Source organism: Flavobacterium noncentrifugens (genome assembly GCF_900100375.1).
GTDB lineage: Bacteria > Bacteroidota > Bacteroidia > Flavobacteriales > Flavobacteriaceae > Flavobacterium > Flavobacterium noncentrifugens.
Map to the genome: position 1 here is coordinate 141536 of NZ_FNEZ01000001.1, position 25215 is coordinate 166750.

The 25215-nt window shown below is 40.8% G+C and carries 22 protein-coding genes; 15 read left to right on the plus strand and 7 right to left on the minus strand.

Annotated features, from left to right (window positions below):
- The first annotated feature begins 327 nt into the window (after window positions 1–327).
- The 8 genes from miaB (at window position 328) to BLS32_RS00670 (ending at window position 9633) form a co-directional block, all read left to right on the plus strand.
- Window positions 328–1776, plus strand: coding sequence for a tRNA (N6-isopentenyl adenosine(37)-C2)-methylthiotransferase MiaB (miaB, locus tag BLS32_RS00635; protein WP_091391386.1), 1449 nt, complete (start codon window positions 328–330; stop codon window positions 1774–1776).
- Between the two features lie 81 nt (window positions 1777–1857).
- On the plus strand, window positions 1858–3120 hold the full coding sequence (locus BLS32_RS00640; RefSeq protein WP_091391387.1) for a sigma-54 interaction domain-containing protein: 1263 nt from the start codon (window positions 1858–1860) through the stop codon (window positions 3118–3120).
- Window positions 3121–3160: 40 nt separating this feature from the next.
- Window positions 3161–3664: an LptE family protein gene (locus tag BLS32_RS00645; RefSeq protein ID WP_091391388.1), complete on the plus strand. Its 504-nt coding sequence runs from the start codon at window positions 3161–3163 to the stop codon at window positions 3662–3664.
- 43 nt (window positions 3665–3707) lie between these two features.
- Window positions 3708–4637 carry a tetratricopeptide repeat protein gene (locus tag BLS32_RS00650; RefSeq protein ID WP_091391389.1) on the plus strand — a complete coding sequence of 310 codons (930 nt, stop codon included), beginning with the start codon at window positions 3708–3710 and terminating at the stop codon, window positions 4635–4637.
- 2 nt (window positions 4638–4639) lie between these two features.
- Window positions 4640–5023 carry a preprotein translocase subunit SecG gene (secG, locus tag BLS32_RS00655; RefSeq protein ID WP_091391390.1) on the plus strand — a complete coding sequence of 128 codons (384 nt, stop codon included), beginning with the start codon at window positions 4640–4642 and terminating at the stop codon, window positions 5021–5023.
- A gap of 141 nt (window positions 5024–5164) precedes the next feature.
- Window positions 5165–5440 (plus strand): co-chaperone GroES, encoded by a 276-nt coding sequence (locus BLS32_RS00660; RefSeq protein ID WP_091391391.1) that lies wholly within the window; start codon window positions 5165–5167, stop codon window positions 5438–5440.
- A 30-nt stretch (window positions 5441–5470) separates the two neighbouring features.
- Window positions 5471–7096 carry a chaperonin GroEL gene (groL, locus tag BLS32_RS00665; protein WP_091391392.1) on the plus strand — a complete coding sequence of 542 codons (1626 nt, stop codon included), beginning with the start codon at window positions 5471–5473 and terminating at the stop codon, window positions 7094–7096.
- A gap of 95 nt (window positions 7097–7191) precedes the next feature.
- Complete coding sequence (locus BLS32_RS00670; RefSeq protein ID WP_091391393.1) at window positions 7192–9633, plus strand: hypothetical protein; 2442 nt, start codon at window positions 7192–7194, stop codon at window positions 9631–9633.
- A 35-nt stretch (window positions 9634–9668) separates the two neighbouring features.
- Here BLS32_RS00670 and BLS32_RS00675 read toward each other — a convergent pair whose 3' ends face one another.
- The 7 genes from BLS32_RS00675 to xrtF form a co-directional block, all read right to left on the minus strand.
- The gene (locus BLS32_RS00675; protein WP_091391394.1) at window positions 9669–10391 is read right to left on the minus strand and encodes a DedA family protein; all 723 of its coding nucleotides are present in this window, start codon (window positions 10389–10391) and stop codon (window positions 9669–9671) included.
- A gap of 96 nt (window positions 10392–10487) precedes the next feature.
- Window positions 10488–11201, minus strand: a complete 714-nt coding sequence (locus BLS32_RS00680) for a heavy-metal-associated domain-containing protein (protein ID WP_091391395.1) — start codon at window positions 11199–11201, stop codon at window positions 10488–10490.
- Window positions 11198–11536, minus strand: a complete 339-nt coding sequence (locus BLS32_RS00685; RefSeq protein ID WP_091391396.1) for a heavy-metal-associated domain-containing protein — start codon at window positions 11534–11536, stop codon at window positions 11198–11200. The genes BLS32_RS00680 and BLS32_RS00685 overlap by 4 nt, the downstream gene beginning before the upstream one ends.
- Window positions 11537–11561: 25 nt before the next feature.
- Window positions 11562–13583 (minus strand): TonB-dependent receptor plug domain-containing protein, encoded by a 2022-nt coding sequence (locus BLS32_RS00690; RefSeq protein WP_091391397.1) that lies wholly within the window; start codon window positions 13581–13583, stop codon window positions 11562–11564.
- 51 nt (window positions 13584–13634) lie between these two features.
- On the minus strand, window positions 13635–14054 hold the full coding sequence (locus BLS32_RS00695) for an HYC_CC_PP family protein (RefSeq protein ID WP_091391398.1): 420 nt from the start codon (window positions 14052–14054) through the stop codon (window positions 13635–13637).
- A 46-nt stretch (window positions 14055–14100) separates the two neighbouring features.
- Window positions 14101–14550, minus strand: a complete 450-nt coding sequence (locus BLS32_RS00700; RefSeq protein ID WP_091391399.1) for an exosortase F system-associated membrane protein — start codon at window positions 14548–14550, stop codon at window positions 14101–14103.
- Complete coding sequence (gene xrtF / locus BLS32_RS00705) at window positions 14531–15082, minus strand: exosortase family protein XrtF (RefSeq protein WP_091391400.1); 552 nt, start codon at window positions 15080–15082, stop codon at window positions 14531–14533. The genes BLS32_RS00700 and xrtF overlap by 20 nt, the downstream gene beginning before the upstream one ends.
- A 70-nt stretch (window positions 15083–15152) precedes the next feature.
- On the opposite strand from xrtF, the gene BLS32_RS00710 reads away from it, so the two are divergent.
- The 7 genes from BLS32_RS00710 to BLS32_RS00740 all read left to right on the plus strand — a co-directional run bounded on the left by BLS32_RS00710 (window position 15153) and on the right by BLS32_RS00740 (window position 25147).
- Window positions 15153–15608 (plus strand): GAF domain-containing protein, encoded by a 456-nt coding sequence (locus BLS32_RS00710; RefSeq protein WP_091391401.1) that lies wholly within the window; start codon window positions 15153–15155, stop codon window positions 15606–15608.
- A 226-nt stretch (window positions 15609–15834) separates the two neighbouring features.
- On the plus strand, window positions 15835–16104 hold the full coding sequence (rpsO, locus tag BLS32_RS00715; protein WP_091391402.1) for a 30S ribosomal protein S15: 270 nt from the start codon (window positions 15835–15837) through the stop codon (window positions 16102–16104).
- 182 nt (window positions 16105–16286) lie between these two features.
- Window positions 16287–18572: a polyribonucleotide nucleotidyltransferase gene (locus BLS32_RS00720; RefSeq protein ID WP_091391403.1), complete on the plus strand. Its 2286-nt coding sequence runs from the start codon at window positions 16287–16289 to the stop codon at window positions 18570–18572.
- A 209-nt stretch (window positions 18573–18781) separates the two neighbouring features.
- Window positions 18782–19498, plus strand: a complete 717-nt coding sequence (locus tag BLS32_RS00725; RefSeq protein ID WP_139171665.1) for a hypothetical protein — start codon at window positions 18782–18784, stop codon at window positions 19496–19498.
- Entirely contained in the window at window positions 19495–22257 is a 2763-nt protein-coding gene (locus tag BLS32_RS00730; protein WP_091391405.1) for a TonB-dependent receptor, read from the plus strand. Before BLS32_RS00725 ends, BLS32_RS00730 begins: the two co-directional genes overlap by 4 nt.
- Window positions 22258–22262: 5 nt before the next feature.
- Entirely contained in the window at window positions 22263–23459 is a 1197-nt protein-coding gene (locus BLS32_RS00735; protein ID WP_091391406.1) for a DUF4249 domain-containing protein, read from the plus strand.
- Entirely contained in the window at window positions 23456–25147 is a 1692-nt protein-coding gene (locus tag BLS32_RS00740; RefSeq protein WP_091391407.1) for a hypothetical protein, read from the plus strand. Before BLS32_RS00735 ends, BLS32_RS00740 begins: the two co-directional genes overlap by 4 nt.
- Window positions 25148–25215 lie beyond the last annotated feature (68 nt).

Sequence of the window (25215 nt, forward strand, 5' to 3'; positions counted from 1 at the left end):
TTGATTTTATACCTATTTATATATGCCAATATTTTAATGAACCATTAGGAATTAAGTTCATGAAGCTTTCGTAAATCTTAATGAACTTAATTTCTTAATGGTTTAAAAAAAATCTCATTATCATCAAATATTACTTTTGGATGAAAATGCCCTAGCCCCGATTGTAGCAGAAATCCTTTTTGCGCAGTGCAACGGAGTGAAAAGATTGGAGCGAAAAGCGGGAATTAGCTCCTGATAAAAACTTTGTTAAACATCGACTGCCATCTTGTCAGATTTATCTAAATAAACTTATCTTTGCGTTCTGAATTTTATCTGCGAAAGCACCCTATGGAAAAGATTATTGAAGAAAGTAAACAGGGAGAAAGCCTGGTTCTCGATCAAAAACCCGAAAACAAAAAGAAACTTTTTATAGAAAGCTACGGCTGTGCGATGAATTTTTCGGACAGTGAAGTCGTGGCTTCGATCCTTGCCGAAGGCGGTTATAATACCACAAATATTTTAGAAGAGGCCGATCTGGTTTTGGTCAATACGTGTTCCATTCGCGACAAAGCCGAACAAACCGTTCGCAAAAGACTCGAAAAATACAACGCGGTAAAACGCACGGTAAACCCGAAAATGAAAGTTGGCGTGCTAGGCTGCATGGCCGAACGTTTGAAAAGCCAGTTCCTTGAACAGGAAAAAATCGTCGATCTTGTGGTTGGCCCAGATGCTTATAAAGATCTTCCGAATTTATTGCGCGAAGTCGAAGCCGGAAACGACGCGATCAATGTGATTTTATCGAAAGAAGAAACCTACGGAGACATTGCGCCGGTGCGATTGATGAGCAATGGCATTACCGCTTTTGTGTCGATTACGCGCGGTTGCGACAACATGTGCACCTTTTGCGTGGTTCCTTTTACACGCGGGCGCGAACGCAGCCGTGAACCGCAAAGCATCATGGACGAAATTAAAAACCTGTGGGAAAACGGATTTAAGGAAATTACGCTTTTGGGACAAAATGTCGACAGTTATTTGTGGTACGGCGGCGGATTGAAGAAAGATTTCATCAATGCTTCGGAAATGGCGAAAGTGACTGCGGTTGGTTTTGATCATTTATTGGAAATGGTGGCCGTGGCGTATCCAAAAATGCGCATTCGTTTTTCTACTTCTAATCCGCAGGACATGCATGAAAGCGTATTGCACGTCATTGCGAAATATCCGAACATCTGCAAACACATCCATTTACCTGTGCAATCCGGAAGTGACCGCATTTTGAAAGCGATGAACCGCTTGCACACGCGTGCAGAATACAAAACATTGATCGACAATATCCGGAGTATTATTCCCGAAGTCGAAATTACACAGGATATGATTGCAGGTTTTCCAACGGAAACGGAAGTAGACCACAACGATACGTTGAGTTTGATGGAACACGTAAAATACAACTTTGGTTATATGTATGCGTATTCTGAACGTCCGGGAACATTGGCCGGACGCAAAATGGAAGATGACGTTCCGGAAACTACAAAACTGCGCCGCTTGCAAGAAATTGTTGATCTGCAAAGAAAACACAGCGGCGAAAGAACGAATGCTTACATTGGGAAAACCGTTGAAGTATTGATTGAAAAAGCTTCTAAAAAGTCTGAAAATGATTTGTCAGGAAGGAATTCGCAAAGCATGGTGGTGGTTTTTCCGAGGGAAAATTATAAAGTAGGCGAATTTGTGAATGTGAAAATTACGAGTTGCACCAGTGGCACTTTGATTGGGGAAGCCGTTGGATACAGCGATATGAATTAATAATTAACAATGAATAATTAATAATTAGGATTGCCGACAACGCAATTATTAATTATTAATTATTAACTATACATTGACCAAATGGAAAGCGTACAAGCCATAAAACAGCGATTTGAAATCATTGGGAACGACCCGAAACTGAACCGTGCGATAGAAAAAGCGATTCAGGTTGCGCCAACGGATATTTCGGTGCTCGTCATCGGCGAAAGCGGTGTTGGAAAAGAAAGTATTCCTAAAATCATTCACTCGTTATCGCATCGAAAACACGGAAAATACATTGCTGTAAACTGCGGTGCGATTCCCGAGGGAACGATTGACAGCGAATTGTTCGGGCATGAAAAAGGCGCTTTTACCGGCGCAACTAACACGCGCGAAGGTTATTTTGAAGTTGCCAGCGGCGGAACAATTTTCCTGGACGAAGTGGGCGAATTGCCTTTAACAACGCAGGTTCGTTTGCTGCGCGTTTTGGAAAATGGCGAATTTATTAAAGTGGGTTCGAGTCAGGTTCAAAAAACCGATGTCCGGATTGTGGCTGCGACCAATGTGAATTTGTTCGATGCGATTGAAAAAGGAAAATTCCGTGAAGATCTGTATTATAGATTGAGTACCGTTGACATTATGCTGCCGCCGTTGCGCGAACGAAAAGACGACATTCATTTATTGTTCAGAAAGTTTGCTGCCGATTTCGCGCACAAATATAAAATGCCGCCATTGAAACTCGATGACCATGCAATTTCATTATTACAGAAATTTCGCTGGAGCGGAAATATACGCCAGTTGCGAAATGTAGCCGAGCAATTATCGGTTTTGGAAACCAGCCGCGACATTTCAGCTGCGACATTGCAAACGTATCTTCCTGTGGAAGGCAGCAATCTGCCATCGGTCATCGGAAAAAAGAACGACAGCGATTTTTCGACCGAAAGGGAAATTTTATACAAAGTGCTTTTTGACATGAAAAGCGATTTGAATGATCTCAAGAAATTAACGCTGGAGCTGATGAAAAACGGTGCCTCGAAAGTGCAGGAAACCAATCCGAACCTGATCCAGAAAATTTACGGCTCGCATCCCGAAGACAGCGAGATCGACTTTGAGGAACAAGATGAAATGTCGGTAATTCCGGTACACAATGCTGCAATCACAACGCTTCCAGCTAAAAAGGAAGAAGACAATTATGCATTTGCCGAAACGATCGAGGAAGAAGAAACTTTGCGGCTCGAACAGAAAGAAATTGAAATGATCAAAAAATCATTGGAAAAAAATAAAGGAAAAAGGAAGGCTGCCGCAGACGAACTCGGGATTTCTGAACGGACTTTGTATAGAAAGATCAAGCAGTTTGACTTGTAAATTTACCTTCTTTCCAATAAAAACGATACTTTTGTCTCTGATGAAAAAAATAGCTTACACAATTTCGATACTGGTTTTGCTGACATTCAACAGCTGTTCGGTGTATAATTTTACCGGAACCGGAAAAATCGACGCCAAAACATTCCAAGTCAATTATTTCCTGAACAATGCTGCTTTGGTTGAACCTGGGATCGACCGGACCTTTACTTTGGAATTGCAGGATCTGATCCAGAACCAAACGAATCTAAACCTTGTAAGCACCGGCGGGGATTTGGTTTACGAAGGAGAAATTGTAGATTACCGGACGTCGCCAATGACTGCAACTGCAGATCAGCGCGCTTTGCAGAACAGGTTAACGATCAGGATCAACGTCAGGTTTACCAATAAAAATAAAGAAGCCGATAACTTCGAGAAGCCATTTACTTTTTTCTATGATTATGACGGCGACCAATTGCCTGTTGGCGCACAATTGTCAACTGCACTTGATGTGATTTTTGAACGCATCACACAGGACATTTTCAATGAATCGCTTGCAAAATGGTAATTTTTTGAGTTGATTTGCCAGTACAATACTTTATAAATATATTTTGAACGTAACTGAATTTACCTATTTGATGAACAAACCCGATGCTGTCAACGACAAGCATACTGCGGTATTGGAGAAAATCGTACAGGAATTTCCTTATTTTCAAAGTGCCCGGGCCTTGTATTTAAAAGGACTTTACAACCAGAATAGTTTTAAATACAACCACGTTTTAAAAGTTACTGCAGCGCATACGGTTGACAGGAGCGTGTTGTTTGATTTTATTTCTTCGGATAATTTCATTGCCGTCCAAAAAGAATTGTATGACCAGAAATTGGCCGAGATCCTGAATATTATCGTTAAAGACAGCGAAATCGTAATTCCGCAACAAAAGCCTGAGCCAAAACCAAATACGCTCGAGCAATCGATTCTGACATCCATAAAAGAAGCAACTCCAGATACTGAAATAGTCGTTGTTGCCGAGATTCCCGAGCCTGCAATCGAAGAAGTTTTTTCAGAAGATACAATTGCATACGAACCGCAGGCAACTGAAGAAGCGCAAAACCTCGAAATTGGAAAACCGCTGCCTTTTACACGTAGCGAAAAACACTCTTTCCAGGAATGGCTGCAATTGTCGAAAGTGAAGCCGATTGACCGAGAAACCGAAACTGCAGCACAAACCACCAATTCCTCTGAAGAAGATTCAGAGAAACAAAAAAAAAACCAGCTAATTGATCGTTTCATTGAAGCCAGCCCGAAAATCCCGCCGGTAAAACACGACGCACCGCTGCCGCAAAGCATCATCTTTGAACCCAGCAAAGCCGACAATTCTTACCTGATGACCGAGACTTTAGCGCGGGTTTACCTCGAACAAAAGAAATATCAGAAAGCAATTCAGGCATATCAAATATTAATTTTGAAATATCCGGAAAAAAGTAGTTTCTTTGCAGACCGAATTTTAGATATCAAGAATTTACAACAAAATAATAAGTAACAATGACCACATTTTCAATTTTTTTAGTTTTAATAACTATTGTTTGTTTTCTTTTAATCGTAGTAATTATGGTTCAGAATCCTAAAGGAGGCGGCTTGTCTTCTTCTATCGGCGGATCACAAATGCTTGGAGGCGTTCAGAAAACAACAGATTTCCTAGACAAAAGCACCTGGGCTTTGGGAACGATCCTGATTGTCCTGATCCTTTTGTCAAGCTTGAGCTTCACAGGAACGTTAAGCGACAACGATTCGAAAATCATTGACAATGTAAATAAAGAAGCAGCACCAGCACCAAAAACGGCTACTCCTGCTGCACCCACAACAGAAAAACCTGCGGCTGCAACAACAGAACCGGCTGCAACTCCTGCTCCGCAACCAGCGAAATAATTTTATTAAAATACATTAAAAATGCCGGCTTCTGCTGGCATTTTTTTATCCTGCAAATTTGTCAGCATTGGCTGAACTGGCATAATTTCTGAAAAACCCGGAGCACGTTAAAATTAATCACAATATAAAAACAATATCATTATGGCTTTAAACATTAAACCGCTTTCAGACCGCGTTCTCATTGAGCCTGTTGCTGCTGAAACCCAGACTGCCTCAGGCATTTTTATTCCTGACACTGCGAAAGAGAAACCACAAAAAGGAACTGTCGTAGCCGTAGGAAACGGAAACAAAGACCACGACATGACCGTAAAAGTGGGTGACAGCGTTTTATACGGAAAGTATGCTGGAACCGAACTGAAGCTGGAAGGAAAAGATTACCTGATCATGCGAGAAGACGATATTCTTGCAGTCATCTAATCAAATAAAAATTAAAAAATTCAACAAAAAATGGCAAAAGATATAAAATTCGACATTGAAGCACGCGACGGTTTGAAACGCGGCGTAGATGCATTGGCAAATGCAGTAAAAGTAACCCTTGGCCCAAAAGGCCGCAACGTAATTATCGGGAAAGCTTTCGGAGGACCGAACGTGACCAAAGATGGTGTTACCGTTGCAAAAGAAATTGAACTCAAAGACCCGTTGGAAAATATGGGTGCCCAAATGGTGAAAGAAGTCGCTTCTAAAACCAATGATCTGGCCGGAGACGGAACTACAACTGCAACCGTTTTAGCACAAGCCATCGTAAAAGAAGGCTTGAAAAATGTAGCTGCTGGAGCGAATCCGATGGATTTGAAACGCGGAATTGACAAAGCGGTTGAAGCGATTGTAGCCGATTTGGCAAAACAGGCGAAAGTAGTCGGAAGCGATTCTGAAAAAATCAAACAAATTGCTTCTATCTCAGCGAACAACGATGAAGTGATTGGCGATTTGATTGCTAAAGCTTTCGGAAAAGTGGGTAAAGAAGGCGTAATTACCGTTGAAGAAGCCAAAGGAACTGACACTTACGTGGATGTTGTAGAAGGCATGCAATTCGACCGTGGTTATTTGTCTCCGTATTTTGTGACAAACCCTGAAAAAATGGAAGCGGAACTTGAAAACCCTTACATTTTATTATACGACAAAAAAGTATCTTCCCTAAAAGAATTGCTTCCGGTTTTAGAGCCAGTCGCACAATCCGGGAAACCATTATTGATCATCGCTGAAGATGTGGATGGTGAAGCATTATCGACATTGGTCGTAAACAAATTGCGCGGTGCACTAAAAATCGCTGCTGTAAAAGCGCCAGGTTTTGGTGACAGAAGAAAAGCGATGCTTGAAGATATCGCAATCTTAACTGGCGGAACCGTAATCTCTGAAGAAAGAGGTTACACACTTGAAGCGGCAACTTTAGAGATGCTTGGAACTGCAAAACGCGTTTCTATCGACAAAGACAACACCACGATTGTTAGCGGTGCTGGTGATGCGGATTTGATTAAAAACCGCGTTGGCCAGATCAAAGGACAAATGGAAACGACGACATCTGACTACGATAAAGAAAAATTACAGGAACGCTTGGCCAAACTGGCTGGCGGTGTAGCCGTACTTTATGTAGGCGCAGCTTCTGAAGTAGAAATGAAAGAGAAAAAAGACCGTGTGGATGATGCTTTGCATGCCACCCGTGCTGCTGTTGAAGAAGGAATCGTTGCCGGTGGTGGCGTGGCCTTACTCAGAGCAAAAGCAGCTTTAAAAGATGTAAAAGCAGACAACGCTGACGAAGCGACCGGAATCCAGATTGTTTCCCGTGCTGTGGAAGCGCCTTTGAGAACAATTGTTGAAAATGCGGGACTGGAAGGTTCTGTCGTAGTGGCAAAAGTATCTGAGGGTTCTGGAGATTTTGGTTACAATGCCAAAACCGATGAATATGTTGACATGCTTGCAGCCGGAATCATCGACCCGAAAAAAGTAACGCGTGTGGCACTTGAAAATGCCGCTTCTGTTTCGGGAATGATCCTGACAACCGAATGCGCCTTGATCGACATTAAAGAAGAAAGCGCCGGAAACCCAATGGGTGGCGGCATGCCAGGAATGATGTAATAATCATTTATATAAATTTTTAAATGCCCGAATATTATTATTCGGGCATTTTTTTTAACAAAAATTTATATATTAGCAGCTTAATATAAGCCTATATGAAAACCGCTCGATCGCTATTTTTTTTAATTTTTGCTTTCCATTGCACGCTTTGCTTCCCTCAAAATCCACCACCTGAAAATCAGTTAAAATTAGCCGGCGCTATTGCTGATTATTTCAAGCTTGACCGTGAAAACATTCATCTTCATTTAAACAAAACAGCTTATCTGACCAATGAGCAGATTTGGTTTAAAGGTTATATCATAGAAAAAAAGTTCAAGCCTACTTTAAATACTTCGAACGTCTTTATTTCTTTGATCGATTCCAATGGGGAAAAAGTAGCGACCCAGCTTTACTACGCAGAAGGCAATCTTTTTGAAGGCCGCATTAAGCTGAACAAATCGATTCCTTCAGGCAAATACTATCTGCAGGTTTATACCAACTTCATGAATAATTTTTCTGAAGACGAATCGTCGGCATACGAAATTTCAATCTTGAATATTGACGACAAAAATTACAGCACAAATAAAGTTTCGTCTCAATCGATAGCTGTCGGTTTCTTTCCCGAAGGCGGAATTTTACTTGACGGCGCATCGAATACTGTCGGCGTGAAAATTACGGATTGCCTGGGTAATGGGATAGCTGTCAAAAATGCTGAAATCACAGATGCCAAGGGAAATCTGATCACTACGTTTTCAACAGATCAGTTTGGTTATGGAAAGTTCGAAATTTATTCTGCAAATTCCGAAAGCTACACCGCCATGATATTTGCAAACGGAATTAAAATCCTAAAAACGCTTCCTTTACCATCAGCATCAGGCATTACCTTTTCTATCGACAATTATATTTTTCCAGACAAAACGGTTGTAAAAATCCGGACGAATGCAAAAACAATCCCACAAATCAAAAACAAGAATTATACTTTGGTTTTACAGCAAAATGAAGCGACAACATTTGCAGGATTTTCGTTTAAAGAAAATGAAACCGAACACAAACTTATAATTCCGAGTTCTGAACTTAACAGCGGCATCAATACCGTTTATCTGTTGGATGAAAAATACCATAAAATTGCAGAACGGCTCATTTTCAAACCGCTTTCTCCGGCAAACGATGCCCCTTTGGCAATTGCATCAGTCAGAAGTGATTCGATTAAAATTTCAGGGGTTTCAAAAATTCCATTTGGAAACTTTAGCATTTCTGTCGTGCCTGCTGAAACAGATTCAGAAAACAATCTTAAAACCATTCAGGCAGGATTGGTATTTGACAATTATCTGGACAAGCCAATTTCAAATTCCTTTTATTACCTGATAGATTTTACCCGAAAAAAACATTACGAGCTTGATAATTTCCTGCTGAGCCAAAAATCCAAATACCAATGGGATGCCATAATCGGAAATGCGCCACAGGCCAAATTTGAATCTGATGCCGGGCTTGGTGTAAAAGGAATTGTAAACACTGACGATTCAAAAGGAAAAATCTTCAAGATCAATATGAATTCGCTGGGATTGGGCTTAAATGAATTTACATCGTTGAATGACAAGCGGGAATTTCAGTTTGAACATTTGCTCGCCATCGATTCTACCAAAATCTACTTTGTTGCAAAGGACAAAAACGGGAAAGAGCTCGACCATAAAATTGTTTACCAATTGCAAAACAACAATAGAAAATTCATAAAATCATTTATTCCTGAAAAACAATGCAGCGAAAATTTAGTGATTGAAAAGAAAACTATGCCTTTGCCGAAATTCGACAATGCGATTATGCTTGACAGCATCAACGTTATTGCAAAAAAGAACAAATTGGTAAATCAAAACCGGCTTGGAAACATTATGGCAAGGGGTTTTAAAATTTCTGAAAAAGACGCCAATTCCTATTCGGGTGTATTACAATTCATCGCACGTAACGGATTTATTGTCAGTCAGGTTGACGGGTCAGTGTCCATTACCACCAATAGAATGAATGCCGCAACCGGTTTTGCGACCACTACGACCCTATCGCAAAACAAAAGAAGAATTACGACAACAGAAATTTACAATACCCGACCAAAAACAAATCAGGCAGCGGTTTTTCTGGATGACATGTACATCCAAAATCTTGACTTTTTGCAGGATTACAGCTTAAGCTTGGTTGATGAAATTTATTTGAACCGAAATGGAAACGACATTTCTATGTATGGAACCAGCGGAATCATAAAAATTTACACAAAGAAAAGCTATGGAATCTACAACAACAACATTTCAAATAAATCACCGGTATTAATTGTAAAGAATGGTTTCCAACGTTTTCTTCCGTACGAAAACCCAAAATACGACAACATGCGTGATGAAGGATTTCAGAAATTTGGAACAATCGACTGGAAGCCTTTTGTAACTACAGATGAAAATGGAAATTTCAACTTTTCGATTCCTAATTTCTATCAGAAGTCGGTCAAAATCATTATTGAAGGCATGTCTGCCGATGGTGAAATGATCTCTGAAATCAGGACTTTAAATATTCCGTAAATAAAAAATCCGAAGCGCAAACTTCGGATTTTTATTTATTTCTGGTCTTCTTTTTTTTCTGATTCGTGGTGATCGGGCAATATTTCAGCCGGAAGCTTTTTGGCAAATTTTAAGATTACCGGAGAAAGTGTCAAAACGACCAATCCGATGATGATCAATTCGATGTGTTCTTTTAAATCGATTTGATAGTTGTTCAGCAAAAATCCGTAAAGGTAATGCCCCGCAAAAATCAAGCTGAACGACCATAGGAACGAACTTATAATATTGTAAAACATGAATTTCTTTTTGTCCATCGCAACAATTCCCGCAACGATTGGCGCAAATGTCCGAATAATCGGAAGAAAACGGGCAAAGATAATCGCGCGCCCACCGTGTTTTTCAAAGAAATCTTTAGACTGGATCAGGTATTTTTTCTTAAACCAGAAACTGTCCTGTTTGTTGTATAAATAGTAACCGCTTTTTGATCCGAACCAGTAACCCACCATATTCCCCACAATTCCTGCAAGCGCTATAAAACTCGATAATAGCAATACATTTAAAAAATCAGAACCTATAAAAAATATATTTTCGATGAGTTCCCGGTTGTAAATTCCGGCAAGGAACAACAAACTGTCGCCTGGCAAAAAGAATCCGGCAAACAATCCGGTTTCGGCAAATACAATAAATAAAACGATATAAATCCCCACTTTCACGCCATCAATATCAAAATGGATGTAGAAAAGCGGATCGATCAGGTTCTTCCAGTCAAAGTCACTCATGCGGTGTTTTTTAGGCTAATAATTAGTGCGTGAAAGTAAGAATAAATTACTTTAACCGCAATTTATTGCCTTATTTTTAAGGTTATTTTACAGATATCAAAATCCCGTCAGCATTAATATTGCCATGATGATCATGATGCCATTTTCGATTAAAGTCGCTTGGGTCATTGGAAGTTTCAAAGCCGTTCCAAGGCATGCGCATTGAATGGCTTTATGGCTCGACAATACTTTTATAACGCCAATTGTCGTAATTCCGAGAACTATTAATGTCGCGTATAAAGCAACATCCACTTCATAACGCAGCAAAAACATCAGCCCCAGCACTGTTTCTATAAACGGATAAACGACCGCATAAACCGGGACTTTTTTCGCCAGTGGATCGTACATCCGAAATGAATCTGGGAAACCTTTAAGATCAAGCATTTTGAAAAAGCTGAAAACGATGTAAAACAGTCCCATAAAATCGAGCATAAACCCAACCGAATTGAATGCCGCCCTGTTTAATAAAACCGCACCGACAGTAATGTATCCGATGATCAAAAACAACGGAAACAATTGTTGCATTTCTGATTTTTCTTCAGTTTCCATCGGCATCAGCAGCAAATCGTTTTTTTCGTAAATTTTATACTTTTCTCCCAAAGCATTCTGAAAAGCGCCTGTCGAAATATGCGTTTTCATCTCAATTTCAGCTTCTGCTTTTTCGAGATCTACCGTTGCCTTGACGACTCCGGGAATCCGGCCAAGCTTGTCCTCTACCCCAACCCGGCAACCATTGCAGGTCATTCCGGTTACATTATAAGTATGTTTCATTTTCTATCGTATTGGCAGCAGCTGTGCAGTTTGGCATACGTTTCATCCGATGCTTTGGCTTCTTCGGTATCATGTCCTACATTCGCAACTGCTTTTTTTACAGCGGCCAATGATGTTTTTTCTTCGTTCACGATCAGGTTCAGTTTGTGGGTTTCAACATCCCAATTTGCCGATTTAACGCCGTCAACGCTATAAGCCGCTTTCTCGATCCGCTTTTTGCATTGCTCGCAATTGCCGTTTACTTCAACCGTATATTTGGCATTCTTATTTTTCTTTTCCTGTGCTTGCGCCGACATTCCAATGATGGCAACAAGAATGATGATAATATTTTTCATTATTAACTATTAATTATTATTTGAACTATTTGATTTTAAACCGCAATCCTGCATAATACATCTGTCCGAAAACCGGCGCATAGACAATCGAGGAATCGAAATTGGGTCCAAACGGATTGGAACTTCCCAAAATCGCTTTTTCCTGTGTATAATTCCCGATGTTTTCCCCGCCGATGTACATTTCAAAAATAGATGAAAAGGTTCGGGTAATTTGCGCATTAAACAAAGAAAATGACGGCGAATATTCCGGGAATCGTTCTGAAACCGGATTTGATGCCATATTCGGAAGTTTTTGTTGTCCCATCCAATTGTAAGTCACATCAAATTTCCATTGCTGGCCAAGATCCAAAATATGTGTTTTGAATTCGAGATTTGCAAAAAAACGGTGCTTTGCCTGCAACGGCCTTTCGGAAGTTCCGCTTAAATAATCAGTTTGGATGTCGTAATATTTATAAGCAGTCCGCAGGTTTAAATGCGTCATTGGCTCATAATTGAATTCGGCCTGCAAACTGTTGGCAAACGATTTTCCGTTCAGATTGTAAAACAAAGCCTGTTGCGGCGGCGCATACAAATCGACAACCACCTGATTATTGAAATCGGTTCTATAAAAATCAAAACCGGCATCGGCACTTTTCCCGAAAATTTTAAAACCCTGTGAAAAACTGAGGCCGTAATTCCATGCGATTTCAGGATCGAGCCCGTAAATTTTCCCGCCGGAACTTAAAATATCAAATGCCCTTGAACTCGCAAAAAGTTGCTGGTTTTCGGCAAAAATATTCGCCAAACGTTTTCCGCGTCCTGCAGAAGCGCGAATCACGCCTTTTTCCCACGGATTGTATCGGATGTGCAATCTTGGTGTAACAAAAGTGCCGAGGCGGTTGTGGTTGTCAATTCTTCCGCCTGCGATCAGACTAAAGTTGTCCGAATTGTCATACGTATATTCGAAAAAAGCGCCAACCGAATTGTCAATGCGGTCAAAATTGCCATTAATATTCGGAACGCCAACCAATTCGTTGTAACGGTCATATGTAAAATTCAATCCGGTCGCGAATTTGTGCATGGTGTTGTTGATGATCGAATTGAAGATCAGGTTCGAATAATAGCTTTGCTGATGAATGTCATATTCGTTCAAGCCAAAATACGAATCCTGTTTGTGGCTGTTGAACGCATTTTGGAAACCGATGCTTTGAAACGGCATATCGGGAAAAACATAACCGAGTTTTGCCGATACATCCAAACGCTGCGTATTGATTTCAGAACCCCAGGAATTCGTGGTGCCGTGGTCGCGGTTTTTATCAAAATCGACCTGCCCGGTTTGCTTTTCATCATCCATATACCTGAAATTGATAAAACTGACCCAGCCTTTTTTGGCATCGGTATATTGCCAGCGGTTCATGACATTGGTTTGGCGCGCCAGCGGATTGTCGAGGAAACCATCATTGTTCATGTCGTTTTTTGACAGCCGTAAATTGTTGTGCAGAAAAAAACTCGTCGCCCATTTATCCGAAACTTTGACATTTGTATGGACATTCGCTTCAAAGCGCGACCCGCTATCTCCATAAACATTTAAGAAAAACGGAATGTCATTCGCTGGTTTGATCAGTTCGGTATTGATCTGACCCGAAATGCTTTCGTAACCGTTTACAACCGATCCTGCGCCTTTCGTGATTTGGATGCTTTCGACCCAGGTTCCGGGTGTAAACGTGAGTCCGTAAGCCTGTGAAGCACCACGTACCGACGGGATATTCTCTTCGGTGATCATTAAATACGGACTCGTCAATCCAAGCATTTTGATTTGTTTCGTTCCTGTTAATGCATCCGAAAAATTGACATCGATTGACGGATTGGTTTCGAAGCTTTCGGCAAGGTTGCAACACGCGGCTTTGAGCAATTCGTGGCTCGTCATCGTCGTTGTATTTGCCGTAACGGTGTAGGATTTTTTGAGGCTTTTGCGTGTAGATTCGACTTTGACAGCTTTCAGCGTATCTTGCGCTACAGCATCAAAACCCAGAAACAACAGCAAAAGCACTGTGAGGTATTTGTACATAAATTTGATTTTAATATTTTGAAAGTCGGTGCACTTTGTCAAATATTAAAATCAGGCGTAAAAGGTATATTGGCTGTACAGCTTGTATAAGGGCGGCGCATTCGCATCGCAATAATAAGTCGGGATTGGGCTGTTTTGAACCGTTGGCACGGATGTAAAAACGATTGGTTTCCAGTTTTCAAATACAAAAGGCGCATCAATCTGGAAGGAAAAAACTTTAACGGTAACTTCCGATTTTTTATCGATTTTGACGATTTTGTCCTTGCAACAGCTTTTGGAAGTTGTGGCTTTTGGCGCGCAACAGGATTTTTCCGAAGGCATTTCCTTTACAACATCCGAAGCATCCACAGGGTAAACCGATGAAATCCCTGCGATGTTTCCGCCACAATAATGCACATTGAACGCAAGACCGACATTGGAAACCAATATCAGAAAAGCCAGAAACAAACTTGTGCCTTTTGTAAACTTCATGCGGCAAATTTATTCAAAAAAGCAAAGCGGGAATCCTTATGAAATGTTATTTTTTGGAAACGGTTTTCTGATAGTAAAATGCAGGCAGAAACAAGAGCAGGAAAATCGGCTGGATCAAAAAACGTCGGATATAAAACAGCATCATTTTATTTTCTTCCCCTGAAAAAATCAGCACTGCAAAAAATAATGCGATCAGGATTCCGAAGAACAACGCATACAATATGGCCGAGAATTTCGTCAGCTCCAAATCCTTAAATGCAATGTAGATAATGCCGAGTGAAAAAAAAGTGTTCAGCGTATACCGGTAAAACAGCCCAGCAAGAAGCTTGAGATGATCGATCTCCGGCAACGGCCATTTCACAAAATCCATTTTAAAATAATGCAGGAACGGATCGTAGAAAAGCACATTTTCAAACGCGCGCACGAATACCAGCGCACAAATGAACATTGACGCAAACAGGATTTTAACTTTATGTTTAAACAGTCTTTCTGGCATATAAAGAGAATTTATTAACCCAAATGATCCATAAAATAAATACGACGCCGTAAATGCACAGCGGAAAAAACACATCGTGAAGCAAACGCTGCTGCGCCGGATAATAATAAAGCAAATAGGACAACAGCGCGATCCGCCAGACATTAAGCATGTAAATCAGCATGCTTCCAAAGAGCGCAAACAGGATTGTATGCCGCAATTTTCCCGTAAAAGCCACAACAAATGCAACAAATAGAATAATAACGCTTACCGCATTACAGCCTTCGATAATGCGCGCAAGATACTTACCATTATAAATAATTTTAAAACTGGCTTCTTCTGGATGCGGAATGATAGAAGCATTGGCATTAAAAAAATGAAGCAATTCCTGGGTTTGATACGATACCATTTTTGTGATCGTATCGACTTCATAGGCCGCGCTGTCAAACCGGCTCAGGTAAAACTGGTACACAAAAGTCAGCAGCAAATATGCCAGCAGGAACTTTCCAAGGAATAAAAGAAACGGTTTGTATTTTGTGAAGTAATTTTTCAAAAGGGCATTTTTAACAAATTTATGTAATTTTAGGTTCGGTTATTAAATACTTTTGTATAAAAAATAAGCCATGACATTCCAGGAATTAGAGATCAAAGTGCAGGACATTTTGCACCACAAAAATATTTTGCGCGATGAAAAACTGTTGCAGATCTGCCATTTGCTGCGCGACAACATCGACTATTACGACTGGGTCGGGTTCTATTTCAGAAACGGCGACAAAGAAGAATTATTGCTCGGGCCTTATGCAGGCGAACCTACAGATCACACTGTGATTCCATTCGGGAAAGGCATTTGTGGCCAGGTTGCGGTGTCGAATAAAAATTTTGTCGTGCCCGATGTTTCGGCCCAGGACAATTACATCGCGTGTTCGATCACGGTAAAATCGGAAATTGTGGTTCCCATGTTTGTGAATGGTGAAAATATTGGTCAAATTGACATTGACTCAAATGTAAAAGATCCATTTACTGAAAATGACGAGCGTTTTTTGGAGTTTGTGAATGCAGAAATTGCAAAATTGTTTTAGGAGCTGATTCCCGCTTTCCGCCTTTATCTTTTTCGCCTTCGTTCCTCAGTCAAAAAAGGATACCGGCTGCAATCGCGGCTAGGGCATTTTCATCCACAATGAAATTTTTCAAAAACATCGGTTAACGGTTTCCAAAAAACTTGCATTTCCAAAAAATAAATTTACCTTTGCACACGAATTGGAAAAACTCCCATTCATACATAATAATCATTTAAATAATATTAGCATGTACTTAACTAAAGAAGTAAAGGAACAAATTTTTGCAAAACACGGAGGTGCTGCAGCCAACACAGGTTCTGCTGAAGGGCAAATCGCATTATTCACACACAGAATTTCGCACCTTACAGAGCACTTGAAAAAAAATCGCCACGATTACAACACAGAGCGTTCACTCGTTTTGTTAGTAGGTAAAAGAAGATCGCTACTTGACTACCTCAAGAAAAAAGAGATCAACAGATACCGTGAGATTATCAAAGAATTGAATATCAGAAAATAATTCAATATTTAAAGAGGTGCGAACGCGCCTCTTTTTTTTTATAGCATTTAAGATTATTTAGGATTCTGAGAATCAGGATCGGCTTACAGGAAAAAAGTTTGGTTTTTCATTGGGTTTTAGGCAATAACTACGCAACAACAACACAACTAAGACCCATTGTTTAACTAAGAGAATTAAATTTTATGATTCCACAATTATTTGTAGAAAGCATCGATTTAGGTGATGGCAGAAACATCACAATCGAGACAGGACGTTTGGCGAAACAAGCCGACGGTTCTGTGGTAGTAAGAATTGGAAAAACGGTGATTTTAGGCACCGTTGTTTCCGCAAGAAAAGCAAGTCCGGGGATCGATTTTTTACCGTTAACGGTAGATTACCGCGAGAAATTTGCAGCAGCAGGCCGTTTCCCAGGAGGTTTCTTCAAAAGAGAAGCACGCCCGAGCGACAACGAAGTATTAACGATGAGATTGGTAGACCGCGTTTTGCGTCCGCTTTTCCCAAGCGATTACCACGCTGAAGTGCAAGTAATGATCCAACTAATGTCGCACGATGAAGATGTGATGCCGGATGCATTGGCAGGCTTGGCAGCTTCGGCAGCTTTGGCTTTGTCTGACATTCCGTTTGAAACGTTGATTTCAGAAGCTCGCGTTGGAAGAATTGACGGAAAATTCATCATCAATCCATCACGCGCCCAATTGGAATTGTCGGATATCGACATGATGATTGGTGCTTCAACCGATTCTATCGCGATGGTGGAAGGCGAAATGAAAGAAATTTCAGAAGCTGAAATGGTTGAAGCGATCAAATTCGCACACGGACACATCAAAAACCAAATTGCGGCACAAGAACGTTTGCAAGCTGCTTTTGGCAAAAAAGAAGTGCGTACTTACGATCAGGAAAGAACAGACGAAACTATTCATGCGAAAGTGAGAGCTGCGGCATACGATAAAATTTACGCGATTGCGAGCAAAGGTTCTGCGAAACACGAACGTTCTGCTTCATTTGACGCTGTAAAAGAAGAAGTGAAAGCTTTGTTTACCGATGAAGAATTGCTCGAAAACGGCGATCTTGTTTCGAAATATTTTAAAGATGTCAATAAAGAAGCCGTTCGCAACGTAACCTTAGACCTAGGAACACGTTTGGACGGAAGAAAAACAACTGAGATCAGACCAATCTGGTGTGAAGTTGATTATTTGCCATCAGTTCACGGTTCTGCATTGTTTACGCGTGGAGAAACACAGGCACTGGCTACAGCGACTTTAGGAACTTCAAGAGAAGCAAACCAAATCGACTCACCATCTGAACAAGGAGAAGAAAAATTCTACTTACACTATAATTTCCCACCGTTTTCTACAGGGGAAGCACGTCCGTTAAGAGGAACTTCACGTAGAGAAGTTGGTCACGGAAACTTGGCACAACGTGCATTGAAAAACATGATTCCTGCTGAAAATCCGTACACAATTCGTGTGGTTTCTGAAGTATTGGAATCAAATGGTTCATCTTCGATGGCGACAGTTTGCGCCGGAACTTTGGCTTTGATGGACGCTGGTGTTCAAATGATCCGCCCGGTTTCAGGAATTGCAATGGGATTGATTACCGATGGTGATCGTTTCGCAGTATTGTCTGATATCTTGGGTGATGAAGATCACTTGGGTGACATGGACTTTAAAGTAACCGGAACTTCTGAAGGAATTACGGCTTGTCAAATGGACATCAAGATCGACGGATTGAAATACGAAATCATGGAGCAGGCTTTAGCCCAGGCTCGTGATGGCCGTTTGCACATCCTTGGAAAACTCGTTGAAACATTGGCTACACCAAGAACGGATGTAAAAGCGCACGCTCCGAAAATCATCATGAGAACCATTCCTGGTGCTTTCATTGGTGCACTTATCGGGCCTGGAGGAAAAGTGATCCAGGAATTGCAAAAAGCGACCGGAACTACGATCGTGATCAACGAAGTGAACGAAGAAGGTGTTGTAGAAATCCTTGGAACAGATCCGGACGGAATCGCAGCAGTATTGGCGAAAATCGACTCATTGATTTTTAAACCTGTAGTGGGCGAAACGTACGATGTGAAAGTGATCAAAATGCTTGACTTTGGTGCCGTTGTAGAATATTTACAAGCGCCGGGTGCAGAAGTATTGCTTCATGTATCTGAACTGGATTGGGCACGTACGGAAAATGTTTCTGACGTAGTTAATATGGGTGACGAATTCCAGGTGAAATACCTCGGGATCGATCCAAAAACCAGAAAAGAAAAAGTATCGAGAAAAGCGTTGATGCCAAGGCCTCCGAGAGACGAAAATGCTCCAAGGGAAGATCGTGGCCCGCGTCCTGAAAGACGTGATGACCGTGGTCCTAGAAGAGACGACCGTCGCGATGATAGAGGCCCGCGTCCTGAAAGACGTGACGACAGAGCGCCTCGTGCTGAAAATGACGAAAATAAAGACAAGCCGCAAGACTAATTTTTTTTCAAAAATAACCAAACCCCGACAGCAATGCCGGGGTTTTTTTATTGCTTTTTGATGTGTTAAAGTGGTGCCCACAAAAAAAGATTGCCTTTTTATATGTAAGAATTTCTCTATCTTTAGAAAATTTAACGAACCTGCATTTTGAAGACTAACCTGCAAAGCGACCTCCAATGAAATCAAAAAACTTAAATTTTTTTAGTTGTATGCTGCTGCTGACAGCCTGCAATTTTTACCATTGTTACAGCCAGGAACAAGCTTTGCAAAATCTTTACAATGCATTTGACAGTACAATAGGTTATCAGAATCTTGGGATCAATAACGGCACGATCCACATCAATAATGACCGTTCAGACAATAAAACAAACCGCTACTATTTAAAAGATTCCTATTTACCAGGCATTGCGGTTTACGATGGGCAGGTTTACCGCGAAAGCAAATTAAAATACGATCTTTCGAAAGATATATTGATCGTTAAAGTATATGGAGAATCAAACAATACCGGCATAGAACTGATCCCCGAAAAAACAGCCGGATTTGAAATCGACGCAAAAAAGTTTGTGAATTTAAGTTATGGAACACCAAAGTTGCCTGCGTTTATCTCCGGCTTCTATGAGGTTGTAACCGGTACTCCAGAGCTGCAATTTTACATAAAACACCATAAAGAACATTTAGAATCCATTAACGATCGTGGCAAATTCACCAATTATCAAACGCAAAATTCATTTGTTGTGTGCTACAAAAATGAATACCGCCTGATCAACTCACAAAGCGATTTCACCAGGGTCTTTCCCGATTACCTGAAAGAAATAGACAATTTTTATCAGATTAACCGTGAAGACAAAAGAAAAGATCCAACACAATTTATGCGGAATTTGCTGATTTACACAGGAAGCCTGCTTGCAAAAGACTACAAACAATGAAGAAATTATTATTCTTGTTTTTGCTGGTTTTCGGATCGGCATTTGCCCAGCAAAACGACAAAACCATAACGGTTGCTTTTTCAGATAGCGACCGCGTTACCGCAATACAAACCATCGAAAAAGCCTGTGGCTGCCGGTTTTATTTTGATCCCGAATGGCTGCAGAAAGATGCATCTAAAATCTCAGGCGATTTTAAAAATGCGGTATTGAAAGACGTGCTTGAAAGCGTTTTCAACAACACTACGATCAATTATTTAATCGATGGCGACAAAGTGATCCTGACCAACAACAGCATTATTTATGACCGTTTGCCCGAGGGATTTTTTGGTTCGGATGTACAAAAAGATTCGGGTGAACCGGTCGAAAAACCAGTCTTCCAACAGCAATTCGATTCCATCGGAAAATCTGTAAAGAACAGCAATCCGGTAGCATTCATCGGAAAAGAAAGCAAAAAAACACCTCAAAAAACCTATACTTTATCTGGTTACATCAAAGACAGCAAAACAGGCGAAAGCGTTCCAAACCTGAACGTCAGGGCGCGCGGAAGCAACAGCAGCACAACAACCGACAAAGAAGGTTTTTATAGCCTGCAGCTGCCCACGGGAATGAATACGATCGAAACCGAATCGGTGAACCATAAAAAAATCACCCGTAAAATTGTCGTTTACAGCAACGGCAATCTCGATTTTGATGTCGAGGAAAGAATCCACCAACTTGAACAAGTCAACATCAAAAGCCGGAAAAATCAGGCAATCAGGACAGCAGTCACCGGCGTAACGACCATAGATGCGGAAGGCATAAAAAACATCCCGTTGATTTTTGGCGAACGTGACATCCTTAGGGTTGCGACCTCATTACCTGGGATAAAAACTGCCGGCGAAGGTTCTGCAGGTTTCAACGTCCGCGGCGGCAAGGAAGACCAGAACCTGTTTCTGCTTGACAATGCCTTGTTGTACAATCCTGCGCATTTTTTCGGATTTTTCTCAGCACTGAATCCATACACCACAAAAAAAGTTGACATTTACAAAGGAAGCATTCCGGCGGAATTTGGCGGCAGGTTGTCGTCTGTTTTCGACATTACGACAAAAAATGGCGACTTTGATAAATTTATGGGCGAAGGCGGAATCGGGCCGGTAACTTCAAACATCAGCCTGAGCACACCAATCGTAAAGGGAAAATCGAGTTTGCTTTTTGGCGGGCGCGCCACTTATTCGGGCTGGATCTTGAAACAGCTTGACGACGAATCGCTCAAAAACAGCAATGCAGAATTTTATGACGGCATTATCAAATATGCCCATAAAATCAACGATAACAATTCGATTGAAGCAACAGCTTATTACAGCCATGACGCGTTCAGCATCAGTTCTGATTCGATATATAAATACAGCAACAGGCTGCTTTCAGTGAAATGGGAACACGTTTTTAACGAAAAAAACAAAGGCGCGCTAATCCTTACCAACACCGAATATAAATTCGGCATCGATTACCAGACTACCGGACTGAATTCATTTGATTTTGGTTATAAAATCAACGAAACCCAGGCGGCCATCAAGATGAATTACCAATTCGATAAAAAGCATAAAATCACCTACGGGCTTTCGGCAAAAGGATATGGCATCCATCCGGGTGACCTGAGGCCGCAAAATCCTGAATCGCTGTTGGTTCCGGTGACCATAGAGAAAGAAAAAGCGCTGGAATCGGCGGTTTATATTGCTGACAGTTTTAAAGTGAATGAAAAGTTGCTTGTTGATATTGGCCTGCGTTATTCCTATTATGCAGCATTGGGCGCTGCCCAACAACGCATTTATGCAAACGCACAGCCCATCAACGACGGATCGGTTACCGGAATCAAAGTATTCAAAAACAATGAAGTCATCAAATCATATGGCGGTTTTGAACCAAGGGTAGCCGCGCGCTATTTCCTTGCCGAAGATTTTTCGGTCAAAGCCGGATATGACAAAACATACCAATACATTCATTTGCTTTCGAGCAACACCACACAGGCACCAACAGACAATTGGAAATTATCCGACCTTAATGTAAAACCGCAAAGCGCACAGCAGTTTTCAGTTGGATTGTACAAAAACCTAAGCGACGATAAGTATGAACTGAGCATTGAAGGATATTACAAAAAGTCTAAAAACATCTTGGATTATAAAGTTGGTGCCGAGTTGCAGCTGAATCAAAACGTAGAAACGGAATTGCTTCAGGGCGAAGGAAAAGCTTATGGCGTGGAGTTTCTGCTCAAAAAACAAATCGGAAGGCTCAACGGCTGGCTGGGTTATACTTATTCTCGTACTTTTATCAAACTGGACAGTAAGTTTAGTGAAGAACTCGTTAATAACGGAAAGTATTTTGCAGCCAATTTTGACAAGCCTCATGATGTAAGTGCCGTATTGAATTACAAAATCACCAAACGGTACAGCGTTTCAACAAATTTTGTGTATCAAACCGGACGACCGATCACCTACCCGATTGGGAAATATGTGTATGGCAATGCCGAATATACGTTGTACAGCGACCGGAATAAATTTCGCATTCCCGATTACTACCGCATGGACATTGGGCTGAACATCGAAGGCAGCCATAAGATTAAAAAGCTGGCGCACAGTTTCTGGAACATTTCCGTTTATAACGTTTTGGGCAGGAATAATCCGTATTCTGTTTATTTTGTAACCAATGACGGAAAGATCAAAGCTTACAAAACGTCTATTTTCTCAGTTCCGGTGCCCACAATCACTTACAATTTTAAATTTTAGAAAAAATGAAAAGCGCAATTTTAAAAAACACCGTCTTTTTGATTTTCCTGAGCCAGGTTTTTTCGGGCTGCACCGAACCTTATGCTTTACAAACCAATACTTTTGACGACATGCTCGTTGTCGAGGCAACAATCACAAATGAAATGAAACAGCAACAGGTAAAACTCACGCGTACCTTTCGTTTTGAAGACAGTGCGCCACAAATCGAAACCGGCGCAAATGTGTATGTTACCGATGAGGAAAATCACAGCTATGAATTCGATGAAAATAACGGTGTGTATCTTTCGAGAGAAGCTTTTCAGGCGATTCCGGGAAAAGTATACCGACTGAACATCACGACCAGCGACGGAAAATCTTATAATTCTTCTTCAGAAACATTAACCACGGCAAACCAAATTCAGGATGTTTCTGTAAAAGTCGCTACAAAAGATGGGCAAAGAGGCGTTCAGATCAATGTAAAAACTTTTGACCCTACAAATTCTTCCAAATATTACCGTTACGAATACGATGAAACGTATAAAATCATTGCTCCGAAATGGGCGAACTTGAATGCTGTTTTACTTCCACCTACTGCTCCCGGCGAACATGAAGGCATTGCGTTGGTGCCCAGAAATCCGGATACTCAGATATGCTACAGCACAAAATCTTCTAATGACATTCTGCAGACCACAACTACAGATTTATCTGAAGACAGAACCGATTTCATGATCAGGTTCATCAGTTCTGAGGATTATATCATTTCGCACCGCTACAGTATTTTAGTTCGCCAATATGTTCAAAACCTTGCGTCATATGAATTTTACAAAACGCTTAAGGAACTTTCTGGTGCGGGCAGCGTATTATCGCAAAACCAACCTGGCTTTTTTTATGGAAATATAAAATCCACAAACAATCCTGATGAAAAGGTCATTGGCTTTTTTGAAGTGGCCTCAGTGGCTTCAAAACGGATTTTCTTTAATTATGCCGATTTATTTCCAGGCGAGGAATTGCCGCCTTATTATGTGCAATGCGACAATGTCAAGTTTTTATATTGTTTCGAACCTATCGATCCTGAATGCAGAGGTGCCACGCTTATCACCAATATTCGCTACAACTGGCTGGTTTATTACTCAGGATCGATGCCGAGTTATACTTTCGTCCCGCCACCTTGCGGCGATTGCACGCTTTTTTCGTCTAACGTAATACCGCCATTTTGGGAATGAAAAAATACATTTTCCTGCTTTTCTCAATCGTTTTAAATCTTGGTGTACAGGCACAACAAACACAGATTTTAAACAGTAGCGATACCGCTGAACGGATTTTTATTGCGGCAAATGCCACTTCGTTCATTTCCGGAGAAACTTTGTACTGCAAATTATTTTGCATCAATCCTGTAGAATATATAAACAGCAAGATCAGCAATATTGCTTATGTAGAACTGATCGGCAGCAATAAAAAAACCGTCGTCAGGCAAAAATTCTACCTGCAGGACGGCACTGCGGATGGATCGATATTTATCCCGGCAACATTTGAAAGCGGCAATTACAAGTTAATCGCTTATACCCAATGGATGCTTAACGAATCTGCAACAAATTTTTATCAGATGGACATTACGGTAATCAATCCATTTGCAGTGATAAAAAACCCGCTGAATCCCGCATCGGAAAAACCCGCTAGTACCGCACAGGTTGCTGTGGAAAAAAATGCGATTCAAATCAAAACCGATAAAAAAACGTATGCCGCTCGGGAAAAGGCAATTATAAACATTACAGCTCCTGAAGGACATTTCATGGCCAGCATTAGAAAAATCGACGGCATTTTACAAAAAAAACAAACCATCGCATCAGAATTTCACAATGCCATTTCAGCCAATAACACGGCAACCATAAAGTCTGGCAGGCCGCTTCCCGAACTTCGTGGGGAATTGGTCACCGGCCATATCACTTCCAAAAATTTAGATGTCAAAAATAAAACGGTCGCGCTGACCATACGCGAAAAATCATTTGAATTCAAATTGGTTAAAACCGATGCTGCCGGAAAATTTACTTTCATGCTCGATCATCAGCCGTTAAATCCGGAAGCAGTCATACAGGTTTTTGAAGACAACAGAAGTGATTTTACTGTCGTTTTGGACGAACTTCAGCATCCTGATTTGTCGCAATTGAATTTTCCTGCCGGATTGAATATTTCAGCATCCGACAAAGAATCTATCGAACAAAGATCCATCGCAGCACAAATTGAAAATGCTTATTACAATCGTAAAAAAGACAGCCTTCAGGCACAGATAGTAACGCCTACATTTTACAATTCGTTCGAAAAAGAATATATTTTGGATGACTACACGCGATTTCCAACGGTGCGTGAAACCATTACCGAAATCCTTAAAGAAGTGGATTATTCAAAAAATAGGAAAGGCTATACGGTATTTTTAAGGAACTATACCTCTGAAATTGATGTTTACGGCCCACCATTAATCTTGATCGACGGTTTGCCGGTACAAGACCTAAATGAGTTGTTTGATTTTCCGGCCAATGACATCAAAAAAGTGGGCATCATCAATAACGGTTACATTTATGGACCAAAAACATTTAGCGGCGTCATTAGTTTCGTTACAAAAAACAACGATTATGAACCCAAAATAAATGCCGGATACATTTCCAAAACAACTCTTTTACGGCCGCTGCGTCAAAAAATTTACTACAATCCCGATTACTCAGGCGATAATAAATCAATCCGCATTCCTGATTACCGGCAGCAGCTGCTCTGGATTCCGGATTTAAAAACAGAACATCAGGAAGAAACTCTAAGCTGTTATACTTCCGATGTAACAGGAACTTTTGAGATTACAATAGAAGGAATTACAAATGGCGGGGAAGCATATTTTGCAACAAAAACTTTTGAAGTAAAATAATTGTAAAAAATTCAGCTGCCTGAGGCAACCTTTTATTTTTTTTATGACTATTGAATATAACACATAAA